This is a genomic window from Kribbella sp. NPDC058693, assembly GCF_042715335.1.
Taxonomy (GTDB): Bacteria; Actinomycetota; Actinomycetes; order Propionibacteriales; family Kribbellaceae; genus Kribbella; species Kribbella jiaozuonensis.
Genome location: NZ_JBHXSQ010000001.1, coordinates 1,499,410 through 1,517,446, shown reverse-complemented (window position 1 = coordinate 1,517,446; position 18,037 = coordinate 1,499,410). Strand labels below are relative to the sequence as shown.

Annotated in this window: 18 protein-coding genes; 11 read left to right on the top strand and 7 right to left on the bottom strand. The window is 67.7% G+C overall.

The features are described 5' to 3' along the window. Positions 1 to 128: 128 nt before the first annotated feature. From ACFWUU_RS07235 to ACFWUU_RS07200, 8 genes are all read left to right on the top strand, one after another. Entirely contained in the window at positions 129 to 971 is an 843-nt protein-coding gene (locus ACFWUU_RS07235; protein ID WP_137253185.1) for a carbohydrate ABC transporter permease, read from the top strand. Beyond that, the gene (locus ACFWUU_RS07230) at positions 968 to 1,867 is read left to right on the top strand and encodes a carbohydrate ABC transporter permease (RefSeq protein ID WP_380173475.1); all 900 of its coding nucleotides are present in this window, start codon (positions 968 to 970) and stop codon (positions 1,865 to 1,867) included. Before ACFWUU_RS07235 ends, ACFWUU_RS07230 begins: the two co-directional genes overlap by 4 nt. A gap of 8 nt (positions 1,868 to 1,875) precedes the next feature. Next, the gene (locus ACFWUU_RS07225; protein ID WP_380173473.1) at positions 1,876 to 3,237 is read left to right on the top strand and encodes an ABC transporter substrate-binding protein; all 1,362 of its coding nucleotides are present in this window, start codon (positions 1,876 to 1,878) and stop codon (positions 3,235 to 3,237) included. 182 nt (positions 3,238 to 3,419) lie between these two features. After that, entirely contained in the window at positions 3,420 to 3,971 is a 552-nt protein-coding gene (locus ACFWUU_RS07220) for a DUF1707 domain-containing protein (RefSeq protein WP_380173471.1), read from the top strand. Then, positions 3,968 to 4,381 carry a hypothetical protein gene (locus tag ACFWUU_RS07215; RefSeq protein WP_137253188.1) on the top strand — a complete coding sequence of 138 codons (414 nt, stop codon included), beginning with the start codon at positions 3,968 to 3,970 and terminating at the stop codon, positions 4,379 to 4,381. The genes ACFWUU_RS07220 and ACFWUU_RS07215 overlap by 4 nt, the downstream gene beginning before the upstream one ends. Next, entirely contained in the window at positions 4,374 to 5,828 is a 1,455-nt protein-coding gene (locus ACFWUU_RS07210; RefSeq protein WP_380173469.1) for a multicopper oxidase family protein, read from the top strand. The genes ACFWUU_RS07215 and ACFWUU_RS07210 overlap by 8 nt, the downstream gene beginning before the upstream one ends. Before the next feature lie 46 nt (positions 5,829 to 5,874). Next, entirely contained in the window at positions 5,875 to 6,345 is a 471-nt protein-coding gene (locus tag ACFWUU_RS07205; RefSeq protein ID WP_380173468.1) for a hypothetical protein, read from the top strand. Between the two features lie 9 nt (positions 6,346 to 6,354). After that, positions 6,355 to 6,645, top strand: a complete 291-nt coding sequence (locus tag ACFWUU_RS07200) for a hypothetical protein (RefSeq protein WP_380173466.1) — start codon at positions 6,355 to 6,357, stop codon at positions 6,643 to 6,645. Between the two features lie 266 nt (positions 6,646 to 6,911). Here the strand turns inward: ACFWUU_RS07200 and ACFWUU_RS07195 are convergent, their stop codons facing one another. The 5 genes from ACFWUU_RS07195 to ACFWUU_RS07175 are packed head-to-tail and all read right to left on the bottom strand — an operon-like array spanning position 6,912 to position 11,460. Beyond that, entirely contained in the window at positions 6,912 to 8,009 is a 1,098-nt protein-coding gene (locus ACFWUU_RS07195; RefSeq protein ID WP_137253190.1) for a sulfite oxidase, read from the bottom strand. Between the two features lie 44 nt (positions 8,010 to 8,053). Continuing rightward, positions 8,054 to 8,662, bottom strand: coding sequence for a response regulator transcription factor (locus ACFWUU_RS07190; protein WP_130444881.1), 609 nt, complete (start codon positions 8,660 to 8,662; stop codon positions 8,054 to 8,056). 10 nt (positions 8,663 to 8,672) lie between these two features. After that, a complete protein-coding gene (locus tag ACFWUU_RS07185; RefSeq protein ID WP_137253192.1) occupies positions 8,673 to 9,809 on the bottom strand; it encodes a sensor histidine kinase in 1,137 nt (378 codons plus the stop codon). A gap of 17 nt (positions 9,810 to 9,826) precedes the next feature. After that, complete coding sequence (locus ACFWUU_RS07180) at positions 9,827 to 10,561, bottom strand: ABC transporter permease (protein WP_380173464.1); 735 nt, start codon at positions 10,559 to 10,561, stop codon at positions 9,827 to 9,829. After that, positions 10,558 to 11,460, bottom strand: a complete 903-nt coding sequence (locus tag ACFWUU_RS07175; protein ID WP_380173462.1) for an ABC transporter ATP-binding protein — start codon at positions 11,458 to 11,460, stop codon at positions 10,558 to 10,560. Before ACFWUU_RS07175 ends, ACFWUU_RS07180 begins: the two co-directional genes overlap by 4 nt. A gap of 174 nt (positions 11,461 to 11,634) precedes the next feature. On the opposite strand from ACFWUU_RS07175, the gene ACFWUU_RS07170 reads away from it, so the two are divergent. Next, positions 11,635 to 12,126: a DUF1269 domain-containing protein gene (locus ACFWUU_RS07170; RefSeq protein ID WP_137253195.1), complete on the top strand. Its 492-nt coding sequence runs from the start codon at positions 11,635 to 11,637 to the stop codon at positions 12,124 to 12,126. Here the strand turns inward: ACFWUU_RS07170 and ACFWUU_RS07165 are convergent. Next, positions 12,123 to 13,406 carry a hypothetical protein gene (locus tag ACFWUU_RS07165; RefSeq protein ID WP_380173460.1) on the bottom strand — a complete coding sequence of 428 codons (1,284 nt, stop codon included), beginning with the start codon at positions 13,404 to 13,406 and terminating at the stop codon, positions 12,123 to 12,125. The genes ACFWUU_RS07170 and ACFWUU_RS07165 overlap by 4 nt on opposite strands. A gap of 173 nt (positions 13,407 to 13,579) precedes the next feature. On the opposite strand from ACFWUU_RS07165, the gene ACFWUU_RS07160 reads away from it, so the two are divergent. After that, on the top strand, positions 13,580 to 15,868 hold the full coding sequence (locus tag ACFWUU_RS07160; RefSeq protein ID WP_380173458.1) for a chitobiase/beta-hexosaminidase C-terminal domain-containing protein: 2,289 nt from the start codon (positions 13,580 to 13,582) through the stop codon (positions 15,866 to 15,868). Between the two features lie 16 nt (positions 15,869 to 15,884). Here the strand turns inward: ACFWUU_RS07160 and ACFWUU_RS07155 are convergent, their stop codons facing one another. Beyond that, positions 15,885 to 16,862: an acetylxylan esterase gene (locus tag ACFWUU_RS07155; protein ID WP_380173456.1), complete on the bottom strand. Its 978-nt coding sequence runs from the start codon at positions 16,860 to 16,862 to the stop codon at positions 15,885 to 15,887. A 109-nt stretch (positions 16,863 to 16,971) separates the two neighbouring features. Here ACFWUU_RS07155 and ACFWUU_RS07150 point away from each other — a divergent pair, with 109 nt between their 5' ends. Beyond that, positions 16,972 to 18,006 carry a LacI family DNA-binding transcriptional regulator gene (locus ACFWUU_RS07150; protein WP_380173454.1) on the top strand — a complete coding sequence of 345 codons (1,035 nt, stop codon included), beginning with the start codon at positions 16,972 to 16,974 and terminating at the stop codon, positions 18,004 to 18,006. Positions 18,007 to 18,037: the final 31 nt, after the last annotated feature.

Genomic DNA, 18,037 nt, shown 5'->3' with positions numbered 1-18,037 from the left:
ATCGCCAAACAGAAGAGGAGATCCCCGTGACCGCCACCACCAACGCACCACCCGACACGAGACAAAGTCACGGGGACTCCGGAGCACCACCGGGGAAGCGACGAAGCCTGGGAGATCTGAAGGTGGCGATGATCTTCATCGCCCCGGCCACCCTGGGCTTCGTCGTGTTCTACATCTGGCCGACGCTGCGCGGCGCGTACCTGAGCTTCACCGAGTACAGCCTGCTCTCGGCACCGAAGTTCAACGGGCTGGCCAACTACGACCGGATGATCCACGACAGCTTCTTCTGGAACGCGCTCGGCGTCACGGTCGAGTACGTCGTGATCAACATCGGCCTGCAGACCGTCCTGGCGGTCGGGATCGCGATGCTGATGTACCGGCTGACGAAATCGATCACGGTCCGCGCGATCATCCTCGCGCCGTACCTGGTCGCGAATGTCGTGGTCGCGCTGGTCTGGTACTGGATGCTCGACGTGCAGGTCGGCGTCGTGAACACGTTCCTGGGGTGGGTCGGGATCGACCCGGTGGCGTTCTTCGGCGACTCGCACTGGGCGATCCCGACAGTTGCCGGGATCAACGTCTGGCGGCACATGGGGTATACGGCACTCCTGGTCTTCGCCGGCCTCCAGACGATCCCGTCGTACGTGTACGAAGCGGCCGAGGTGGACGGGTCGACCGAGTGGAAGACGTTCTGGCGGATCACGTTGCCGCTGTTGCGGCCTGTTCTGGTGATGGTCCTGGTGGTCACCATGATCGGGTCGTTCCAGATCTTCGACACCGTCGCGGTGACGACCCAGGGCGGTCCGATCAATGCGACACGAGTGATCTACTACTACATCTACGAGCGGGCGTTCACGCGGTTCGACTTCGGGTACGCCTCGGCGATGGCGCTGGTGCTGTTCGCGATCCTCGCGGTCGTCTCGCTGGTCCAGTTGCGGCTGCTGCGGGCGCGGGAGAGTGATCTCGCATGAGCATGTCGACTACCTCTGTGCGGCAGGTGAGCGTCGGGCGTGCTATCGCCTGGGTCCTGTTGTTCATCCTGCTGATCGTCACGCTGTTCCCGTTCTACTGGATGCTGCGGACGGCGTTCTCCGACAACACCCAGTTGCCCGGTCACCCGAATTCGCTGCTGCCGGTGGAGACCACGCTCGGCGCGTTCAAGCGGGTGCTCGGGTTGTCGAGTATCGAGGAGGCGCAGGCCCAAGGGGGCTCCGGTGCGGCAGTCAACTTCTGGCTGTACCTGCGGAACTCGTTGGTCGTGGCAACCGTCACGACGGTATGCCAGGTGTTCTTCAGCGCGATGGCGGCGTACGCGTTCGCCCGGCTGCGCTGGCCCGGCCGGGACAAGGTGTTCGCGCTGTTCCTGGCCGCGCTGATGGTGCCGCCGATCTTCACCACGCTGCCGAACTTCGTACTGATCAAGAACCTCGGCCTGCTGAACAGCTTCGCCGGCATCATCCTGCCCGGCGCGTTCATGACGCCGTTCGCGATCTTCTTCCTGCGGCAGTTCTTCCTCGGGATCAACCGGGAGCTGGAGGAGGCGGCGATGATCGACGGCGCGGGCCACCGGCGGATCTTCTTCGGGATGATCATCCCGCTGAGCGCCGCGCCGATCGCCACGCTGGCGATCCTGACCTACATCAACTCGTGGAACGACTACTTCTGGCCGCTGCTCGTCGGTCAGCAGGAGAACGTCCGCGTGCTGACGGTCGCGCTCGGAGTGTTCCGGTCGCAGACACCACAGGGCGGTCCGGACTGGGCCGGGCTGATGGCGGCGACGCTGATCGCGGCGCTGCCGATGATCATCCTGTTCCTTGCGTTCGCCAAACGGATCACGAACTCCATCGGCTTCTCGGGGATCAAATGATGAACCAAATGAATGCAACGCCGTCACGAAGGACTCTGCTGAAGGCCGGACTGGCCGCGCTCGCCGTACCGTCGCTTGCCGCATGCAACAACGGTGCTGCTGCCCGTGGTCCCGGCGAGGTCATCTACTGGCTGTGGGACTCCGCCCAGCTGCCGATGTACACCGAGTGCGCCAAGGTGTTCCACGAGCAGAACCCGCAGTACAGCGTGACGATCGAGCAGTACGGTTGGAACGACTACTGGTCGAAGCTGGTGACCGGGTTCATCTCCGACACGGCGCCGGACGTGTTCACCGGGCACTCGTCGAAGTACCCGCTGTTCGCGGCCAAGGGACAGGTGTTGCCGATCGACGAGTACGTTGCCAAGGACAACGTTAATCTGAGCATCTACCAGAAGAGCCTCGCCGATCGCTGGATCGGTGCCGACGGCAAGCGGTACGGACTGCCGAAGGATTGGGATACCGAGGTCTACTTCTACAACAGTGCGTTCACCGAGGCCGCCGGGATCAGCACCGAGCAGCTCAACTCGATGACCTGGAATCCGCAGGACGGCGGGACCTTCGAGCAGATCGTCCGCCGGCTGACGGTGGACTCGAAGGGGCGTCGCGGCGACCAGCCCGGGTTCGACAAGGAGAACGTGAAGGTCTACGGGCTCGGGTACGCCGATGCCGGCGGTGGTGACGGGCAGACCAGCTGGAGCTGGTATACCGCGATCAACGGCTGGAAGTACTCCGAGGGTGAGCCGTGGGGTACCAAGTTCTTCTACGGCGACCCGAAGTTCACCGAGACGATCGGATGGTGGCGGGGCCTGATCACCAAGGGCCTGATGCCGACGTACGCGCAGGCGAAATCCGGCGTGGACGTGACGACCTCCTTCGGCGCCGGGAAGTACGGGATGACCCCGAACGGCTCGTGGATGCTCGGGACGTACGGGCAGCTGAAGCAGGTGAAGACGAAGCTGGCGCGGTTGCCGATCGGTCCGATCGGGAAGCGGATGTCGATGATGAACGGTCTGGCGGACACGATCTGGGCCGGGACGAAGCGGCGTGACGCCTCGTGGGCCTGGGTGAAGTTCCTCGGTTCGCAGACCGCTCAGGACATCGTCGCGAAGGCGGGTGTGGTGTTCCCGGCGGTGGCGGCGAGCATGCCGGCGGCGAAGGCCGCGTTCGCCAAGAGCGGGTGGGACGTCACGCCGTTCCTGGAGCCGGTCGAGGCGGGCGACGTGTTCCCGTACCCGGCCAATCCGAATGCGGCCGACGTGACCGCGGTGATGACGCCGGCGATGGAGTCGGTGATGTCGTTCGAGGCCGAGCCGTCGTCGCTGTCGAAGGCAAACAACGACGTGAACAAGATCCTCGCCGTGAACAGCTGAGGGACCGCCTGGGGGTTCACCCTGGGCGGGCCTACGCCCGGGGGAGTACGCCGTACTGCGTCGGTAGGCGCAGGGTGCTCCTCCGGGGGTAGGTGAGGTGTCGCCGCTGAGGCGACGCGGAGACGGGGGCCGGAACGACAACCTTGGTGCCATCGGAGAACCGACGAGCATCGAGGAGCATCATGAGCGACGACAGGCCGGGCGGATCGATCCGCATCGGCGACAGTGAGCGTGAGGACGCGGTCAAGCGTCTGGGCGAGCATTACGAAGCCGGCCGGCTGAGCGCCGAGGAGCACTCCGAGCGGGTCGAGCAGGCACTGCGGGCGCGCACCGGGGCCGACCTGGACGGTCTCTTCACAGACCTCCCGGGTGCGCACCAGGCTGCAAGCGAGGCCGCGAGTGAGAGCGGAGCCGGTCAGGGCTGGGCCGGCCCGTGGGGCTGGCGCAAGCCGCCGTGGACGGCACCGCAGAACGCCGCAGGTGCCGGCGGACCAGCCGCGGGCGGACCAGGTGGCGGGGCTGGTGGGCCGTTCGGGGGTTCGCGGCCGGAGTGGGCTCGGCGGGGGTTCCTCGGGCGGGTGCCGCTGCCGTTGTTGATCGTGTTGGGTGTGGTTGGGGCGCTGGCGTCGTTCGGGTGTGTGGTGTTCGGCGGGCATCCGCCGTTCCTGCCGATCGTGTTGATCGTGGCGGCTGTGATCGTCGTCCGGAAGCGTCGGATGGAGCGCCGGGCATGAGGAAGGTATACCGGACGCTCGGTCTGTTGATCGCGATCGCGGTCGTGCTGCAGATCGCCTCGATCGCACTCGCCGGGTTCACGATCGCGAAGGACGCCGACGACGGGACCGCGATCGGGGCGGACTACACCAACTTCGGGGAGAGCTACCACAGCATCGCCGGTACGGTGATCGGTCTGCTCGCGCTGGTGTTCCTGATCGTCTCGTTCCTGACCGACGTACCGCGTGGTCGCGTGCTGGCCGGGATCGTGGTCGGCCTGGTGGTCCTGCAGTTCCTGCTCGCAGTCGTGTCCTTCGGGGTCCCGGCGCTCGGCGTGCTGCACGGGATCAACGGGCTCGCGATCGCGGCTGTGGCAAGCATGGGGGCGCGGCGGGCCGCCGTACCCAACCAGCCTGTGACCAGTGGCTGAGGTCAAGAAGCGGCGATGGGGCCGGCTGGTCGCACTCGGGATCACCCTGGCGGTACTCGTACCGCTGGGGTATCTCTGGGCGACCAGCCTGGTCCCGGGCTCGTACAACCCGGCAGAGATGGGGTACGCCGACTACGGCGGCGGACCGTCGATGCCGATGGAGCACATGCACCACGACGGGACCAGCGTCGCGGATCTGACCGGACCGAAGACTGGTATACCAAATGTGAACGTGACGCTGACCGCGCGGAAGCAGAAGTTCCAGCTGGCGTCCGGGGAGACCGTCGACGGGTTCACCGTGAACGGGACGTCGCCGGGTCCGCTGATCCGCGCGCGGGTGGGTGATCTGATCCAGGTGACGTTCGTGAACGAGTCGGTCCCCGACGGCGCCACGCTGCACTGGCACGGGATCGACGTACCGAATGCCGAGGACGGGGTCGCCGGGGTGACTCAGGACGCCGTACCGGTGGGCGGGAAGCATGTGTACCGGTTCAAGGCGACGGCGGCCGGGACGTACTGGTACCACTCGCATCAGGTGTCGGCCGACGAGGTGAAGGGCGGCCTGTTCGGGCCGATCGTGATCGCGCCGGCATCACCTGGTGAGGTGGTCGCGACGATCCACACGTACGACGGCAAGCGGACCATCAACGGCCGCACCGGGACGGGGCGGGTCGATCTTCCGGCGGGTACGACGGCGCGCGTCCGAGTGATCAACACTGACAACGCGATCCTGCGGGTTGGCCTCGTTGGTATGCCATTCAAGGTGGTCGCAGTAGACGGCCGCGACATACACGGACCAACTCCAACCACAGCGGCGTACCCGTTGGCTGCCGGCGGGCGCGTCGACCTGGAGGCCGTGGTGCCGGCCGGTGGGATGCGGTTGGACGCGGGTACGTCGTCAACGTCGCTGGCGATCGGACCCGCGGACCCACCGAAGGCCGAGTTGCCCGCGGACAACGTCGATCTGCTGACCTACGGCACCCCGGCGCCGCTCGGCTTCGACCCAGCGAAGGCGAACCGCAACTTCGAGTACCGGATAGGCCGGAGCGCCGGCTTCCTGGATGGCATACCAGGGCTGTGGTGGACGATCAACGGGCACAAGTTCCCCGACGTACCGATGTTCATGGTCGCCGAGGGGGACATCGTCAAGATGAAGATCTCCAACACCAGCAGCCAGGCGCATCCCATGCACCTGCACGGCCACCACGTCGTCGTCCTGTCCCGCAACGGCGTCGCCGCCACCGGCTCACCCTGGTGGACCGACACCCTCGAGGTCGGCAACAAGGAGACCTACGAGATCGCCTTCGTCGCCGACAACCCCGGCCTCTGGATGGACCACTGCCACAACCTCCCGCACGCCTCCCAGGGCCTGGTCACCCACCTCATGTACGAAGGCATCACCACCCCATACCAGGTAGGCGGCCACTCCCACAACGAACCCGAGTAGCGGAACCATGGGCCGTCGCCCGGCGTCAATCGCTCATGATGTTCAGGTGAGCACGCCGGACGACGACCTCCACGGCAGGCAGTTGGCGCTTTTGCTGGTTTTCTTCGGCGCGGTCGGCGGTGGCCTCTACTTCGTCGGCTGGCTGACCCGGCCGAGCTTCTTCTACGACAACCCCATTGCCTGTGCCGCGATTGCGGGCGGGGCCTGCGTGCCTGCGCACTGGCTGGTTGAGCAGTTCAGCTGGTGGCAGCGCCTGGAGCAACCGACCCGGCGCACCGCGGCTCGTCGCGACCGCGCGCGCCGCCGCGCGCTCGCCGAGGCCCGTGAGGCCGCGCGCCTCCGCCGCGTCCAGGACGTCGCCGCAGACGGCAGCGGTCGCCACAGCCGGGCCGGTCGAGGACGGATCGGCCGGCTCGGTGTGGTGCGTCTGGTGGTCGGTGGGGTGCTGGTGGTCGGTGGGCTTGCGATCGCGCCGTTCGGGATCGTCAACTCGGTGCACGACCAGCGGGTGGCGTAGAGAACGCCGGTGGAGCAGGCGGTCGTCATCTCGGTGAGCGTGGACAAATGGTCCAAGAACCACGACGTCACGATCACCGTGACGAACCCACGCGACGGCTCGAAGGTGGAGATCGACGGAGCGGACCAGTTGAAGCAGTTGCCCCGAGCGGGCGACCGGATCGGCGTACACGTCGATCCGGCCGACCCGACGAATGTGCTCGCCGCGGACGCCGACTGGAGCGTCCACTGGTACGTCTACCCGCTCTTTGTCATCGCTGCTGTCTTCTGCGCCGGCTTCTTCGCCTTCTTGTTCTTCTGATTTCAGGATGCCTGTTGCATCGAGGCGAGCCTGGCGCAGGCAGCGTCGAGAGCGGCCTTCTGCGAAGCGTAGGAGCCGTACCACAGAGGGTTGTCCGGCTGGGGGTCCAGTTGGTCGTCTACGTCGGCGTACCACTCTTGTGAGGTTCTGAAGACCCGTGCGTGTAGATGGTTTTCGTTCACCGCCACCACTCCTGGAGTGAGAACCGTGTACCTCTCCAGGATGTGGTGTGGGTCCGGCGGAAACGAACAACGACACGCGGGTTTTCAGGTCACGAGGACGGTGATGCGCTGGGCGGTGTTGTTGCTGAAGCCGCCCCGGTTCCAGTCGGCTTCGATTGGTTGCTCTCGGCCACTTGCGTCGTAGGCGCGGACCGTGAGCACGTGCTCGCCGGGGGTGGCCTCCCAGTCGTAGGCGAAAGCCCGCCAGGCGAGTTCGTCGTTGCCGAGGGCATCCAACGTGGCTTCGTGCCAGTTCACGCCGGCGTCGGTGCTGACCTCGACGCGTTCGATCGGCGCCCAGCCGGACCAGGCCCGGCCGAACAGCGGAACGGTGCCTGCGGCAACGAAGCGGTGGCGGCTCATGAAGTCCGGGAACCCCGGCGGTACGAGCAGCGCCCGCGGCTCGATCCGGGTCACCGGACGGCCCGGATCGTCGGGGCGCTGACGGATCACGTAGGCGACCGCGTTCTGGAACCCGTCGAACTCGTGGTCGATCAGCTCGATCGACCGCAGCCACTTCACACTCGCCATCCCGTACCACCCCGGTACGACGAGACGCAGCGGGTACCCGTGCTGCGGCGGCAGCGGCCCGCCGTTCATCTCCCACGCGACGATCGCACCCGAGTCGATCGCCTCCGTGAGCGACAGCCCGCGCTGATAGTCCTGTACGACGCCACGCTCGACCCCGCGGTCCGCGCCGGTGAACACCACGTCCACCGCATCCTCGCGAATCCCGGCCAACCGCAGCAGATCCGACAGCAGCACGCCGGTCCACTCCGCCGTACCGACCGCCTCCGACAGCCACGGCTGGCTGATCGGCCGCGGCTGCAGCGTGGCCCGACCGTTGCCCGCGCACTCCAGCGTGACGCGGATCGTACGGCGTCCCATCGCGCGCAACTCGGTCAGCCCGAACGACAACGGTTGCTCGACGCACCCGTTCAGCTCGAGCCGCCAATCGCCCGCGTTCGTTGCCGGTATGTCGTAATGCACCAGCACGTAGTGCAGCCCCGGCGGCGTCACGTCGTACCGCAGGCTCTCCAACGGCATTCCGTGGTTCCGCGCCGCCAGCTGCAACTCGTCGGCGGTGATCCCCTCACCCGTATCCGCCAACCGCCCCCGGACACTGAATTCCTCGATCGACACCACAAATCCCACCCCCTGGCCCAACCCTAGAGGGTTGGGGCCTCCTACAACCAGCCGTTGTCGACGGCGATGCGGGCGGCTTCGGCGCGGGTGCGGGCGCCGGTCTTGCCGATTGCGGCGGAGAGGTGGTTGCGGACCGTCCCCTCGGACAGGTGCAGTTCCTTGGCGATGTCGGCGACTGTCCCGCCCTCACGAGCGGCCCGCAGTACGTCGGCCTCGCGCCCGGTGAGCGGGCTCGTCCCTGCGACGAGCGTCTCCGCAGCGAGTGACGGATCGACGACGCGCAGCCCCTGGTGCACGCGCCGTACGGCGTCGGCCAACTGCGTCGCGGGCGTGTCCTTGACGACGAACCCGGCCGCGCCGGCCTCCATCGCGCGGCGCAGGTACCCGGGCCGGCCGAACGTGGTCACCATCAGCACCCGCACCCCGGGTACGGCGGTCCGCAGCGCGGCGGCCGCCTCGATCCCGTCCAGCCCCGGCATCTCCACGTCGAGCAGCGCGACATCGGGCTGGGAGTTCTTCGCGGCATCGATCACCTCGTCACCCCGACCGACCTCGGCCACCACCTCCAGGTCGGGCTCGAGGTCGAGCAGCGCGGCCAGGGCCCCACGCACCAGCGCCTGGTCATCGGCGATCAGCAGTCGGATACTCACAGGTCCATCCTCACAGGCCGACGCGAACTGCGAGCCGGAACCCACCGCCGGGCGCCTGACCGACCTGCACACTCGCACCGGCCTGGTCCGCCCGCTCCCGCAGCCCGACCAGCCCGTGCCCCGACGCGCCACCACCCGGCGTCGGTCCCTTCCCGTCATCCAGTACTTCGATCTGCGTCGCCGTGATCCGGATCGTGCACCGCTTCGCGCCGGAATGGCGTACGACGTTCGTCACGCCCTCCCGCACCACCCACGCGAACAGCTCCCGGTTCTCCTCCGGTACTTCGTCCATCGTGGTCGGCAGATCGGCCTTGATCTCCGCGGCCTGCAACGCGGCCCGCGCCGAGACCAGCTCACCGGCGAGGCTCAGCTCGCGGTACCCGGCGACCGCGGCCCGTACGTCGGCCAGCGCCGCCCGCGCCAGGCTCTCCACGTCCGCGACCTCGGCGGCCGCCCGGGTCGGGTTCGCCTCGATCAGCTTGCCGGCCAGCTCCGCCTTCACCGTGATGACGGTGAGCGAGTGCCCGAGGATGTCGTGCAGGTCGCGGGCGAACCGGTTCCGCTCCTCCTGCACGGCGAGCTCGGCCATGTCCTTGCGGGCGGCGTTCAGCTCGATGCTGCGCTGGATAGCCCGCCGCAGTCCGAACACCGCCAGCGCGCCGAGGAAGATCGCGAAGCCGTAGCTGCCGTCGTCGGTCCACCCGGGCACCACCCGCAACGAGACCTCGGTGCCGGCGAGCAGGACCGCGACGAACGCGACGGCCGCCCGGAGATCCAGCAGCATCATCGCGACCGACGCGATGTAGACCAGGCCCGTGAGCGCGGTCTGGCCGGCGGTCGGGATCATCAGCAGGCAGAGCGTGAGCATCAGGCCCAGGTACGCGACCTGCTGCCAGACCCTCAGCAGGTGCTTGCGGGCCATCCGGCGCAGGATCCCGAAGAACCCCAGGTAGCTGGCCGCGAACAGGATCACCGTCAGGAACCCGAGGACCTGGGTGACCCCGTCCTTGCGCTCCGCGATCTTCTGCAGCGGCTGCGCCAGGTAGAACAGCCAGACCCCCGCGGCCAGCCAGCCCCAGCGGCCCGGTCCGGCGCCGACGCGGTCGGCCATCCCGTCCAGGACGCTGGGTCTGCGGTTGGTCGTCACGGTGGTCACGGTACCGGTCAGGCGCGGGCCGTGTCGGCGCGGAATCGGCGCAGCCCGATGAATCCGAGTATGACGGTCCAGGCGAGCACGACGAGCAGCGCCTGGGTGTCCACCCCGCCCTGCGTCAGGGCGCTGCGGGAGGTCAGTCCGGTCCAGTACGCCGGGGTCAGCTGCGCGATGTGCTTCATGATCGACGGCATCTGGTCGACCGGCAGCCACAGCCCGCCGAAGGCCGCGATCAGCATCGTGCTCAGACCGGTGATCGGCTGCACGCTGTCCGGCTTGGCGACGTACCCGATGACCAGGCCCAGAGCCGCGAACGGCAGGGCGCCGAGCCAGGACACCATCGCGACCATCGCCCACTGGCCGGCGTCCAGGTGCACGTGGCCGACGGCCATACCGAAGACGAACACGACGAGCAGCGGCGGGATCGCCAGCAGCAGCGACAGGATCACCTTGTTGACGACGTACGCCTGCGGCTTCAGCGGGGTGAGCCGCAGCGTGCGGTTCCAGCCGCCGTCGCGCTCGGCCGCGATCACGCCGCCGCTGCTCATCGCGGCGGACATCGAGCCGAACATCGCCATACTCACCATCACGTACGCGATCGCGGAGATCCCGCCCTCGGTGGCGTCCTTGGGGATCGTCAGGCCGAAGATCATGAACAGCACCAGCGGCATCAGGATCGAGAAGATCAGCACCCGGCGGTTCCGCAGGGTCCGGCGGATGTCGAAGATCAGGTAGTTGCGGTTCATGCCAGGGTCTCCTCTTGGGCCGCGCTGATCGCGAGGACGGCGTCCTCCAGGTCGGCGGACGTGACTTCGATGTCGTGGGCGGTGGTGTTCTCCAGCAGGTGCCGCAGCGTGTTGTCGGAGTCCGCGCACTGCATCAGGACGACCTCACCGCGGGTCTCGACATTCCGTACGCCGGGCAGCGACGCGAGCGCGGCGAGATCGGCGCCGGGGATCGTGGCGCGGATGGTCCGGCCGGACACACTCGCCTTGATCTGTGCGGCGGTGCCGTCGGCAACGACCTTGCCGTTGCGCATCAGCACGACGCGGTCGGCGTACGAGTCCGCCTCTTCGAGGTAGTGGGTGGCGAACAGGACCGTGCGGCCGCGGGCGGTCTCGGCGTGCATCGAGGCCCAGAAGTCTCGGCGGGACTCGACGTCCATACCGGTCGTCGGCTCGTCCAGCACGATCAGGTCGGGCTGCGGGATGATCGCCATCGCGAACCGCACCCGCTGCTTCTGACCGCCGGACAGCGCCTTCATCGTCCGGCCGGTGAGGTCCGCGATACCGGCGCGCTCGAGCGCCTCCTGGACCGGCATCGGGTCCCTGTGCAGGCCGGCGACGAGGTTCAGGAGTTCGCCGACCTTGGCGTCCTCGATGATCCCGCCGCTCTGCAGCATCACGCCGACCTGACCCTGGGCGATCGCGTCGGTCGGCGTACCGCCGTACACCTGGACCGTGCCGTTGTCCGGCTTCACCAGGCCGAGCAGCATCTCGATCGTGGTCGATTTGCCCGCGCCGTTCGGCCCGAGCAGCGCCACCACCTCGCCGGCCCGGATGGTCAGATCCACCCCGGCGACGGCCTGCACGTCCGCATACTTCTTGGTCACACCCCGCAGGCTGACCGCAGTCGTTGTCGTCATACCCAGAAGCTTGTCCGAGGACGTCGTACACCCCCTGGATCGCTCGTCACGACCCACCCATGACATCCGTCAGCCCAACTATTCGCCCGGGCCGACCGTCCACCCAGTGAAGAGGAGGTGGTTGAGGTGGTCGAACTACGGGCACGAGTGGGAGGGTGGCAGGGGAGGGCCGAGATGGCGACGTTGACGGTATGGAAGTTCGAGACCTGGGACGGGGCCAACCAGGCGATCGGGACGCTGGAGAGCCTGGCGAAGCAGAAGCTGATCCGGGTGCACGATGCGGCGTCGGTCTCGTGGCAGCCGGAGAAGCGGCGGCCGCGGACCCGGCAGGTGCGGAACATGACCGGCCCGGGCGCGGTCGGCGGGGCGTTCTGGGGGATGTTGTTCGGGACGATCTTCCTGATGCCGTTCGCGGGAGCCGCGATCGGGGCCGCGGCGGGTGCGGTGGCCGGACGGCTCATCGACGTCGGGATCGACGACGACTTCATCAAGGAAGTGCGGGCTCAGGTGACGCCGGGTACGTCGGCGCTGTTCCTGCTGTCCAGTGACGAGGAGACGGACAAGGTCCGTGAGACCTTCAAGAAGACACGGCTCCGCGCCAAGCTGATCCATATCAAGCTGAGCGACGACCAGGAATCCGCCATCCACGAGATGTTCGACAACTAGACGTCCGGGTGGGCTGACACGAAGCTCTTGAAGGCCGAGTACGGCGGGTCGAGCGGCGTACCGTCAGCCTCGGTCAGACCCCACTGGGTGCCGCCGTCGAGCTCGTAGAACATCGCCGACTGGAACGCCTCGGTGGTGCGGTGGGAGCGGAACTCGGCGAGCTGACTCTGGATGTACGACGCCCGGTGCGTGGTGCCCTGGTTGGGATCGGAGTTCCACTCGGTCATCATGAACGGCTTGCCGTAGCGGGCCTTCGCGTAGACCGGGAGATTGAACGACGGGCCGGCGCCGTCCGTGCCGATGTGGAAGATGTCGCCGTCGCCCTCGTAGTTGTGCCAGGTGGTGATGTCCCAGCGGATCTGCGGGTAGCCGCCGGAGCCGTCCGGCTGCAGGCCGTCCCAGAGCGCGTCCGCGGCGCCGATGTCGGACTTGCAGAAGTTGATACCGCACGCCGCTGACGGCTGCACGGTCTTCACGCCGTCGATCAGGCCCTTCATGAAGCCGCGCATGATCGGCCAGTTCGCGTTGTTGAAGTCGATCGCCTTCGTGCCCGCGTCGGCGACGTGGTCCGGCAGGATGATGTACGGATCCCGGGTCAGCTCGTTGCCGCACTCGTACATCGTCACGCCGTACGGCGCGAAGGCCTGCGCGACCTGGGTGCTGATCGCGCGCGCGGCGTTGTACGCGTCCGACTCGGTGCCGTACGCCAGCGCTCCGCTCGCGTCGCGCAGGCCGGCGTCGATCACCGGGAACGTGTGTTTCCCGACGCTGTTCAGGTGACTTGCGATCGCGGCGGCGCGGCCGATCGTGCTTGCGTCGCCGCCGGTGTTCACGCGGAAGACCGATGCGCCTAGTCCGGACATCCGGTCCGCGATCACGGCCGGCGAGAGCTGGGTGTCGTAGTGCCCGTTGACGCCGTACATCAGACCGGCCGGGGCGGAGAGTGCGGTCCGCGGATCGGTGACCTTGCGCCAGACGTCGTTGAAGCAGACGTACCACTGGCCGCCGGTGCCGCAGTGGTACACCCGGCCGCCGTACCAGAGCAGGACGGAGACGTTGTAGGTCTCGCCGACGGTCGATCCGTTGCGGTAGATGACGCCGCCGGAAACGGTCCAGACGGCGCCGCCGTTGTCGGTGATCGAGGTGGCCGACGGGATGGTCGTGCCCTCCGGCGAGGCGTTGGGCGAGTCGCCGGCAGCGGCGTACGGCGTACCTGCGGTGGTGATGAAGGCGGCGGCAGCTGCCGCGCCGAGCAGCACGCGACGTGAGACCTGGTTCATTTCCGGCTCCCATCTGGAGGGAGATGCGCAATTGTTTGCGCAGTCAGCATGAGCGCCGGGAACCGAACCGTCAAGAGCTCGCAACGCACCGTTGACAAAGTTGTCATCGCGGTTCTAGCGTCCCCGATCAACCCCCTGATCCCGCGTGAATCTTGATCATCGACGGAGTCCTCGTGAAGATTCGTCCGCTGTCCGCAGGGCTTGCCGTGGTGCTGCTGTGTACGGTCTCGCCGGCGCCACCTGTGCAAGCACTTTCACTACCCTCCGAGGCTGTACCGGTGAGCTGTACGCCGGCGGCCCCGAACCCGACCACTGACAACGTCACCGACTACCGGCTCGACACCAATGCCGTCGCGCCCGGCCGTTGGTCGTACCAATCGATCGCCGGCGACGCCACCAGCCTGCTGGGCAAGGGCGGCTCGGGCGTGTTCGCGGCCGACGAGTGGGCGGCCGACGTGAAGAAGCCCGAACACGCCTGGTTCGTGAAGGCCGACGGCTCGATCGGCACTGACTACCGTGCCATCGCCGAGACCTACACGGTCGCCGACCAGGCAGACGGGAAGGACGTGCACCTGCGCGGCAGCTTCGATTCGCCAGGCGGCCGCTTCCGGGTGTTGCTCGCCCACGACGGCGATGCCACCAAGGTCGCGGGGCCGTTCACCGAGCTCTACAACTACACCGGCAAGGCCGCGTCCTTCGACCTCGACGTCATCGCGTCGAAGGGCGACGACCTCCTGTTCGTCAGCGATCAGGTCACCACCTGGTGGGTGCCCGGCAAGCTGAAGGCAGCGATCACCACCGAGTTGGCTCCGGAGACCGCGGCGGTCACGGCCACGCCCGGCCCTGGCGCGGTCCGGTCGGGAGCGACTGTGCAGCTCGCGAGCGCGACGAAGGATGCCTGCATCCGCTACACGACCGACGGCAGTGACCCGGCGACGTCGACGACGGCGTACCCCTACCGCATGCCGATCGCGATCACCGCCGACACCGACCTGAAGGCGGTCGCCACCGCGACCGGGTCCGCGCCCGGCGTCGTGGCCGACCTGCCGTTCGTGCTCAACGAGCCGTTCCGCGCGTTCGCCGGGGAGAACCAAGGCACCCAGACCGGTCTCGTCGCCGGCGTGCAATGGGACCGGATGGACTTCGACTGGGGATCGATCGAACCGGCGAAGGGCCAGATCGACCAGGCGGCTGTTGCCGAGTACCTGCGCCAGTTCAACCTCGCGAAGTCACACGGCATCACGATCCTGCCCGTGCTCTCGTACACGGCCGGCTGGGCCGCCAACCGCACCGGCTACTCGTACGACTTCCACGGCAAGACGTACGAGTACGGGCCGGTGAAATCCGAGAACAACGGCCAGTTCGTCCGTCAACTGGTGACCAAGGACGCGAGCGGCAAGGTGCTGTCGACGAAGGACGTGCAGACGAGCATCGGCCGTACGCCGCCGCAGAACCCGGCCGACTGGGCGAACTTCGTCAAGCTCGCGGTCGACACCCTGAAGCCGCTCGGGATCACCTATTTCCAGGTGTGGAACGAGGCCTACCCCGGCTCCGGATTCTGGGAGGGCGGCATGGATCAATACATGACCGACATTCAGTTGCCGGCGGCAAAGATCATCCACGACGCGGGCGTCAAGCTGGTGTACGGCGGTTGGATCTGCGGCGCGCCGCTGAGTGAGTACATCGCGCTGCTCGACAAGTTCAAGGCCTGGAAGAGCATCGACGTGTACGACCTGCACTACATGCCGATCGGCACGATGCAGACCATCTACGCGGCGGCACAGAAGCGCGGGATCAAGAATCCTGCCGTCTGGCAGACCGAGATCGGCTTCACCACCGAGGACAAGTTCGTCGCCGACATCTACCCGCGCGCCTTCCACTGGGCACTGAGCAAGGGCGGCAACGACCTCGACCGGTTCAAGCTGCTGTACTTCGCGGAGTGGGCCCCCGACGACACCAGCGCCTTCGGCTACAACCGGACCCTGCGCACCGGCAACAACCTCAGCCCGAAGGGGAAGACGCTGGTGACCCTGGCGAATCTGTTGCGCGGGGCAAAGGCCACGACGTACGACGACTTCGAGACGTCACCGCAGCTGAAGCCGGAGCTGAACGAGGCGCTGTCCACGGCCAACGGCTTCCGGCTCGACGACAAGCGGGTCGTGCTCGCGATCGACCTCAAGCGGCAGAACCAGGCCGACATCTTCGAGGACCCGAACACCGGTGACACCATCCACCTGAACTTCGGCGAGCCGACGATGACCGTCACGCTCCGGAACGTCCGCAACGTGAAGTCGCTCGACCGCGTCGACCTGTACGGCAACCGCACGCCGCTTCAATGGAAGAACACCGGCCACGAGACGATCCAGGCCGAGGTGCCGATCATCGATCCGGACCCGACCGTGAAGGAGCTCAACCAGACCGAGCAGGAGGACGTGTTCTACCTGTCGCTCCAGCAGAACTGAAGCACGATGCACGCCCTCACCTTTGCGCAAAGGTGAGGGCGTGCCTCCAATCCTCCTCGAGCAGGTCGTGCCCGCCGGCCCGCACGTGGGAACCGATTCCGCCGCCCTCGAACGCCGGAGTCGCCGCCACGACGGCCAGGTACTCGCCGATCGGATCGGCCCACGCGTCGTCCTCCGCGCTGGCGACATACACCCGCCGCGGCGCGATACAGGTGAGCAGTTGGTGCTGGTCGATCGGCAGGCTCTTCTCGAGACCGGCGTACGCCGAGAGCGACGGGACGAACCAGTGCGGGAAGCGCGAGGTGATCGCGGCGATGTCCTCGCCGCCGGGATGCCGGAAGAGCGAGGCGCCGCAACAGCCGGAGTCGTTCGACACCGTCAGGGAGAAGCGCTCGTCCTGCGCGCCCGCCCAGAGTGCGGCCTTGCCGAGCCGGGAGTGTCCGAGCGCGATCGCGCCGGCCGTGGTCAGGCCGTCGATGCCGGCGGCAATGTCGAGGCAGCGGGACATCCCCCACGCCCAGGCTCCGACCGCGCCCCACGATCCCGCTTCCGCCGGGAACAGGGCCCGTACGCCGGGAGTCGTCGGCGCCGGGTCGTCGGGCTCGATCTGGCGGTAGTCCACGGTCAGTACGGCGTACCCGGCGGCTGCGATCGCGGCGTACGGCCAGCGTTGTGCCTGGTCGCCGTCGATCGTCTGATCGTTTCCGGTGAAGTTGAGCGCGACGATGACCGGCGCCGGGGTTGTGCTCACGGGAAGGTGCAGGAGGGTGTCGAGCTCGAGGTCGCCGAGCGGGCAGCTGATCGTGGCCCGGTGACGGAACCGATGGGCGAGCTCGCACTCCTCCCGCGACCGCAGTACGACGTCGGTCAGGTGGCCGCCGGTCGGCGTACGGCCGTAGATCGTGCGGGCGAACTCTTCGACAGACGCGGCCCCGGTCGGCAGCTCGGGCAGCTCGGCACGCTGCCAGGCCTCGGGGAGTGCGGCGTCGGTCATGGAGGCTCCCTGTGAGGTTGAGCGTTTTCGCAGGCGATCTACGCCCGATCAGGTTAGTTGAGCGCAAGCGATTTCACACCTCTACACTCGGGTTTCGAGAGGAGGACGGATGGCGAAACGAGCCAGCATGAGCGATGTCGCCCGGGTTGCGGGGGTCTCGCTCACCACGGCCTCGCGCGCGCTGAGCGGCGGCGGGCGGGTGTCCGCCGAGACCCGTGCCAAGGTGATCGAGACCGCGGAGCGGCTGCAGTTCCAGCCGGACATGATCGCGCGGTCGTTCGTCACCGGGCGGAGTTTCATCGTCGGCGTCCTGGCCGAGAACGCGCACGGGCGGTTCAGCATGCCGCTGATCGTCGGCGCGACGAACTACCTCGGCCGGGAGAACATCGCCGCCGTCACCCTGGACGCGCACGGCACCCCGCGGGCCTTGCACGAGTACCTGAAACGTCTGCGGTCCCGTCGCATCGACGGCCTCCTCGTGGTCGGCGACGATCCCAACCGGGCCAGCCTCGTGCTCTCCGAGGACTTCGCCGTACCGGTCGTCTTCGCCTCGTCGTCCGCGACACCGGAGACCGACTACGTCGTCGCGCCGGACAACCGGGGCGCCGGTCGTGCCGCGGCCGAGCACCTGATCGGCCTCGGCCGCCGGCACATCGCCCATGTCACCGCTGCCGTCAACGATCCGGCGGTCGGTGCGCGGGTCGAGGGTTTCACCGGCGCGATGCGGTCCGCCGGCATGGCGATCGCGATGGGCGGCGGACCGCTGTACGGGAGCTACCTGCAACGGTGGGGGATCGACGCGGCCGAGCGCATCATCGAGAGCGGCCAGCCGGTCGACGCGATCTTCGCGGCCAACGACGAGATCGCGATCGGCCTGTTCGCGACGTTCCACCGGCACGGCATCCGGGTGCCCGACGACATCGCGATCGTCGGCTACGACAATCGGCTCGCCGGCGTACGGCGTCCCGATCATCCGCTCAGCACCTTCGACCCGGAGCTGCCGACGGTCGGCGCGCGCGCCGCCGAACGCCTGCTCGCCGTCATCGGCGGCGCCGGCGAGCCGGGCATCGACTACGTCCAGCCCCGCTTCGTCGAAGGACGCTCGACCGTGGGGCCGACGCTCGAGCCGTACGACATTCTCTGACCGTTCTGGCCGAAATCGTTTGACCGCGTGT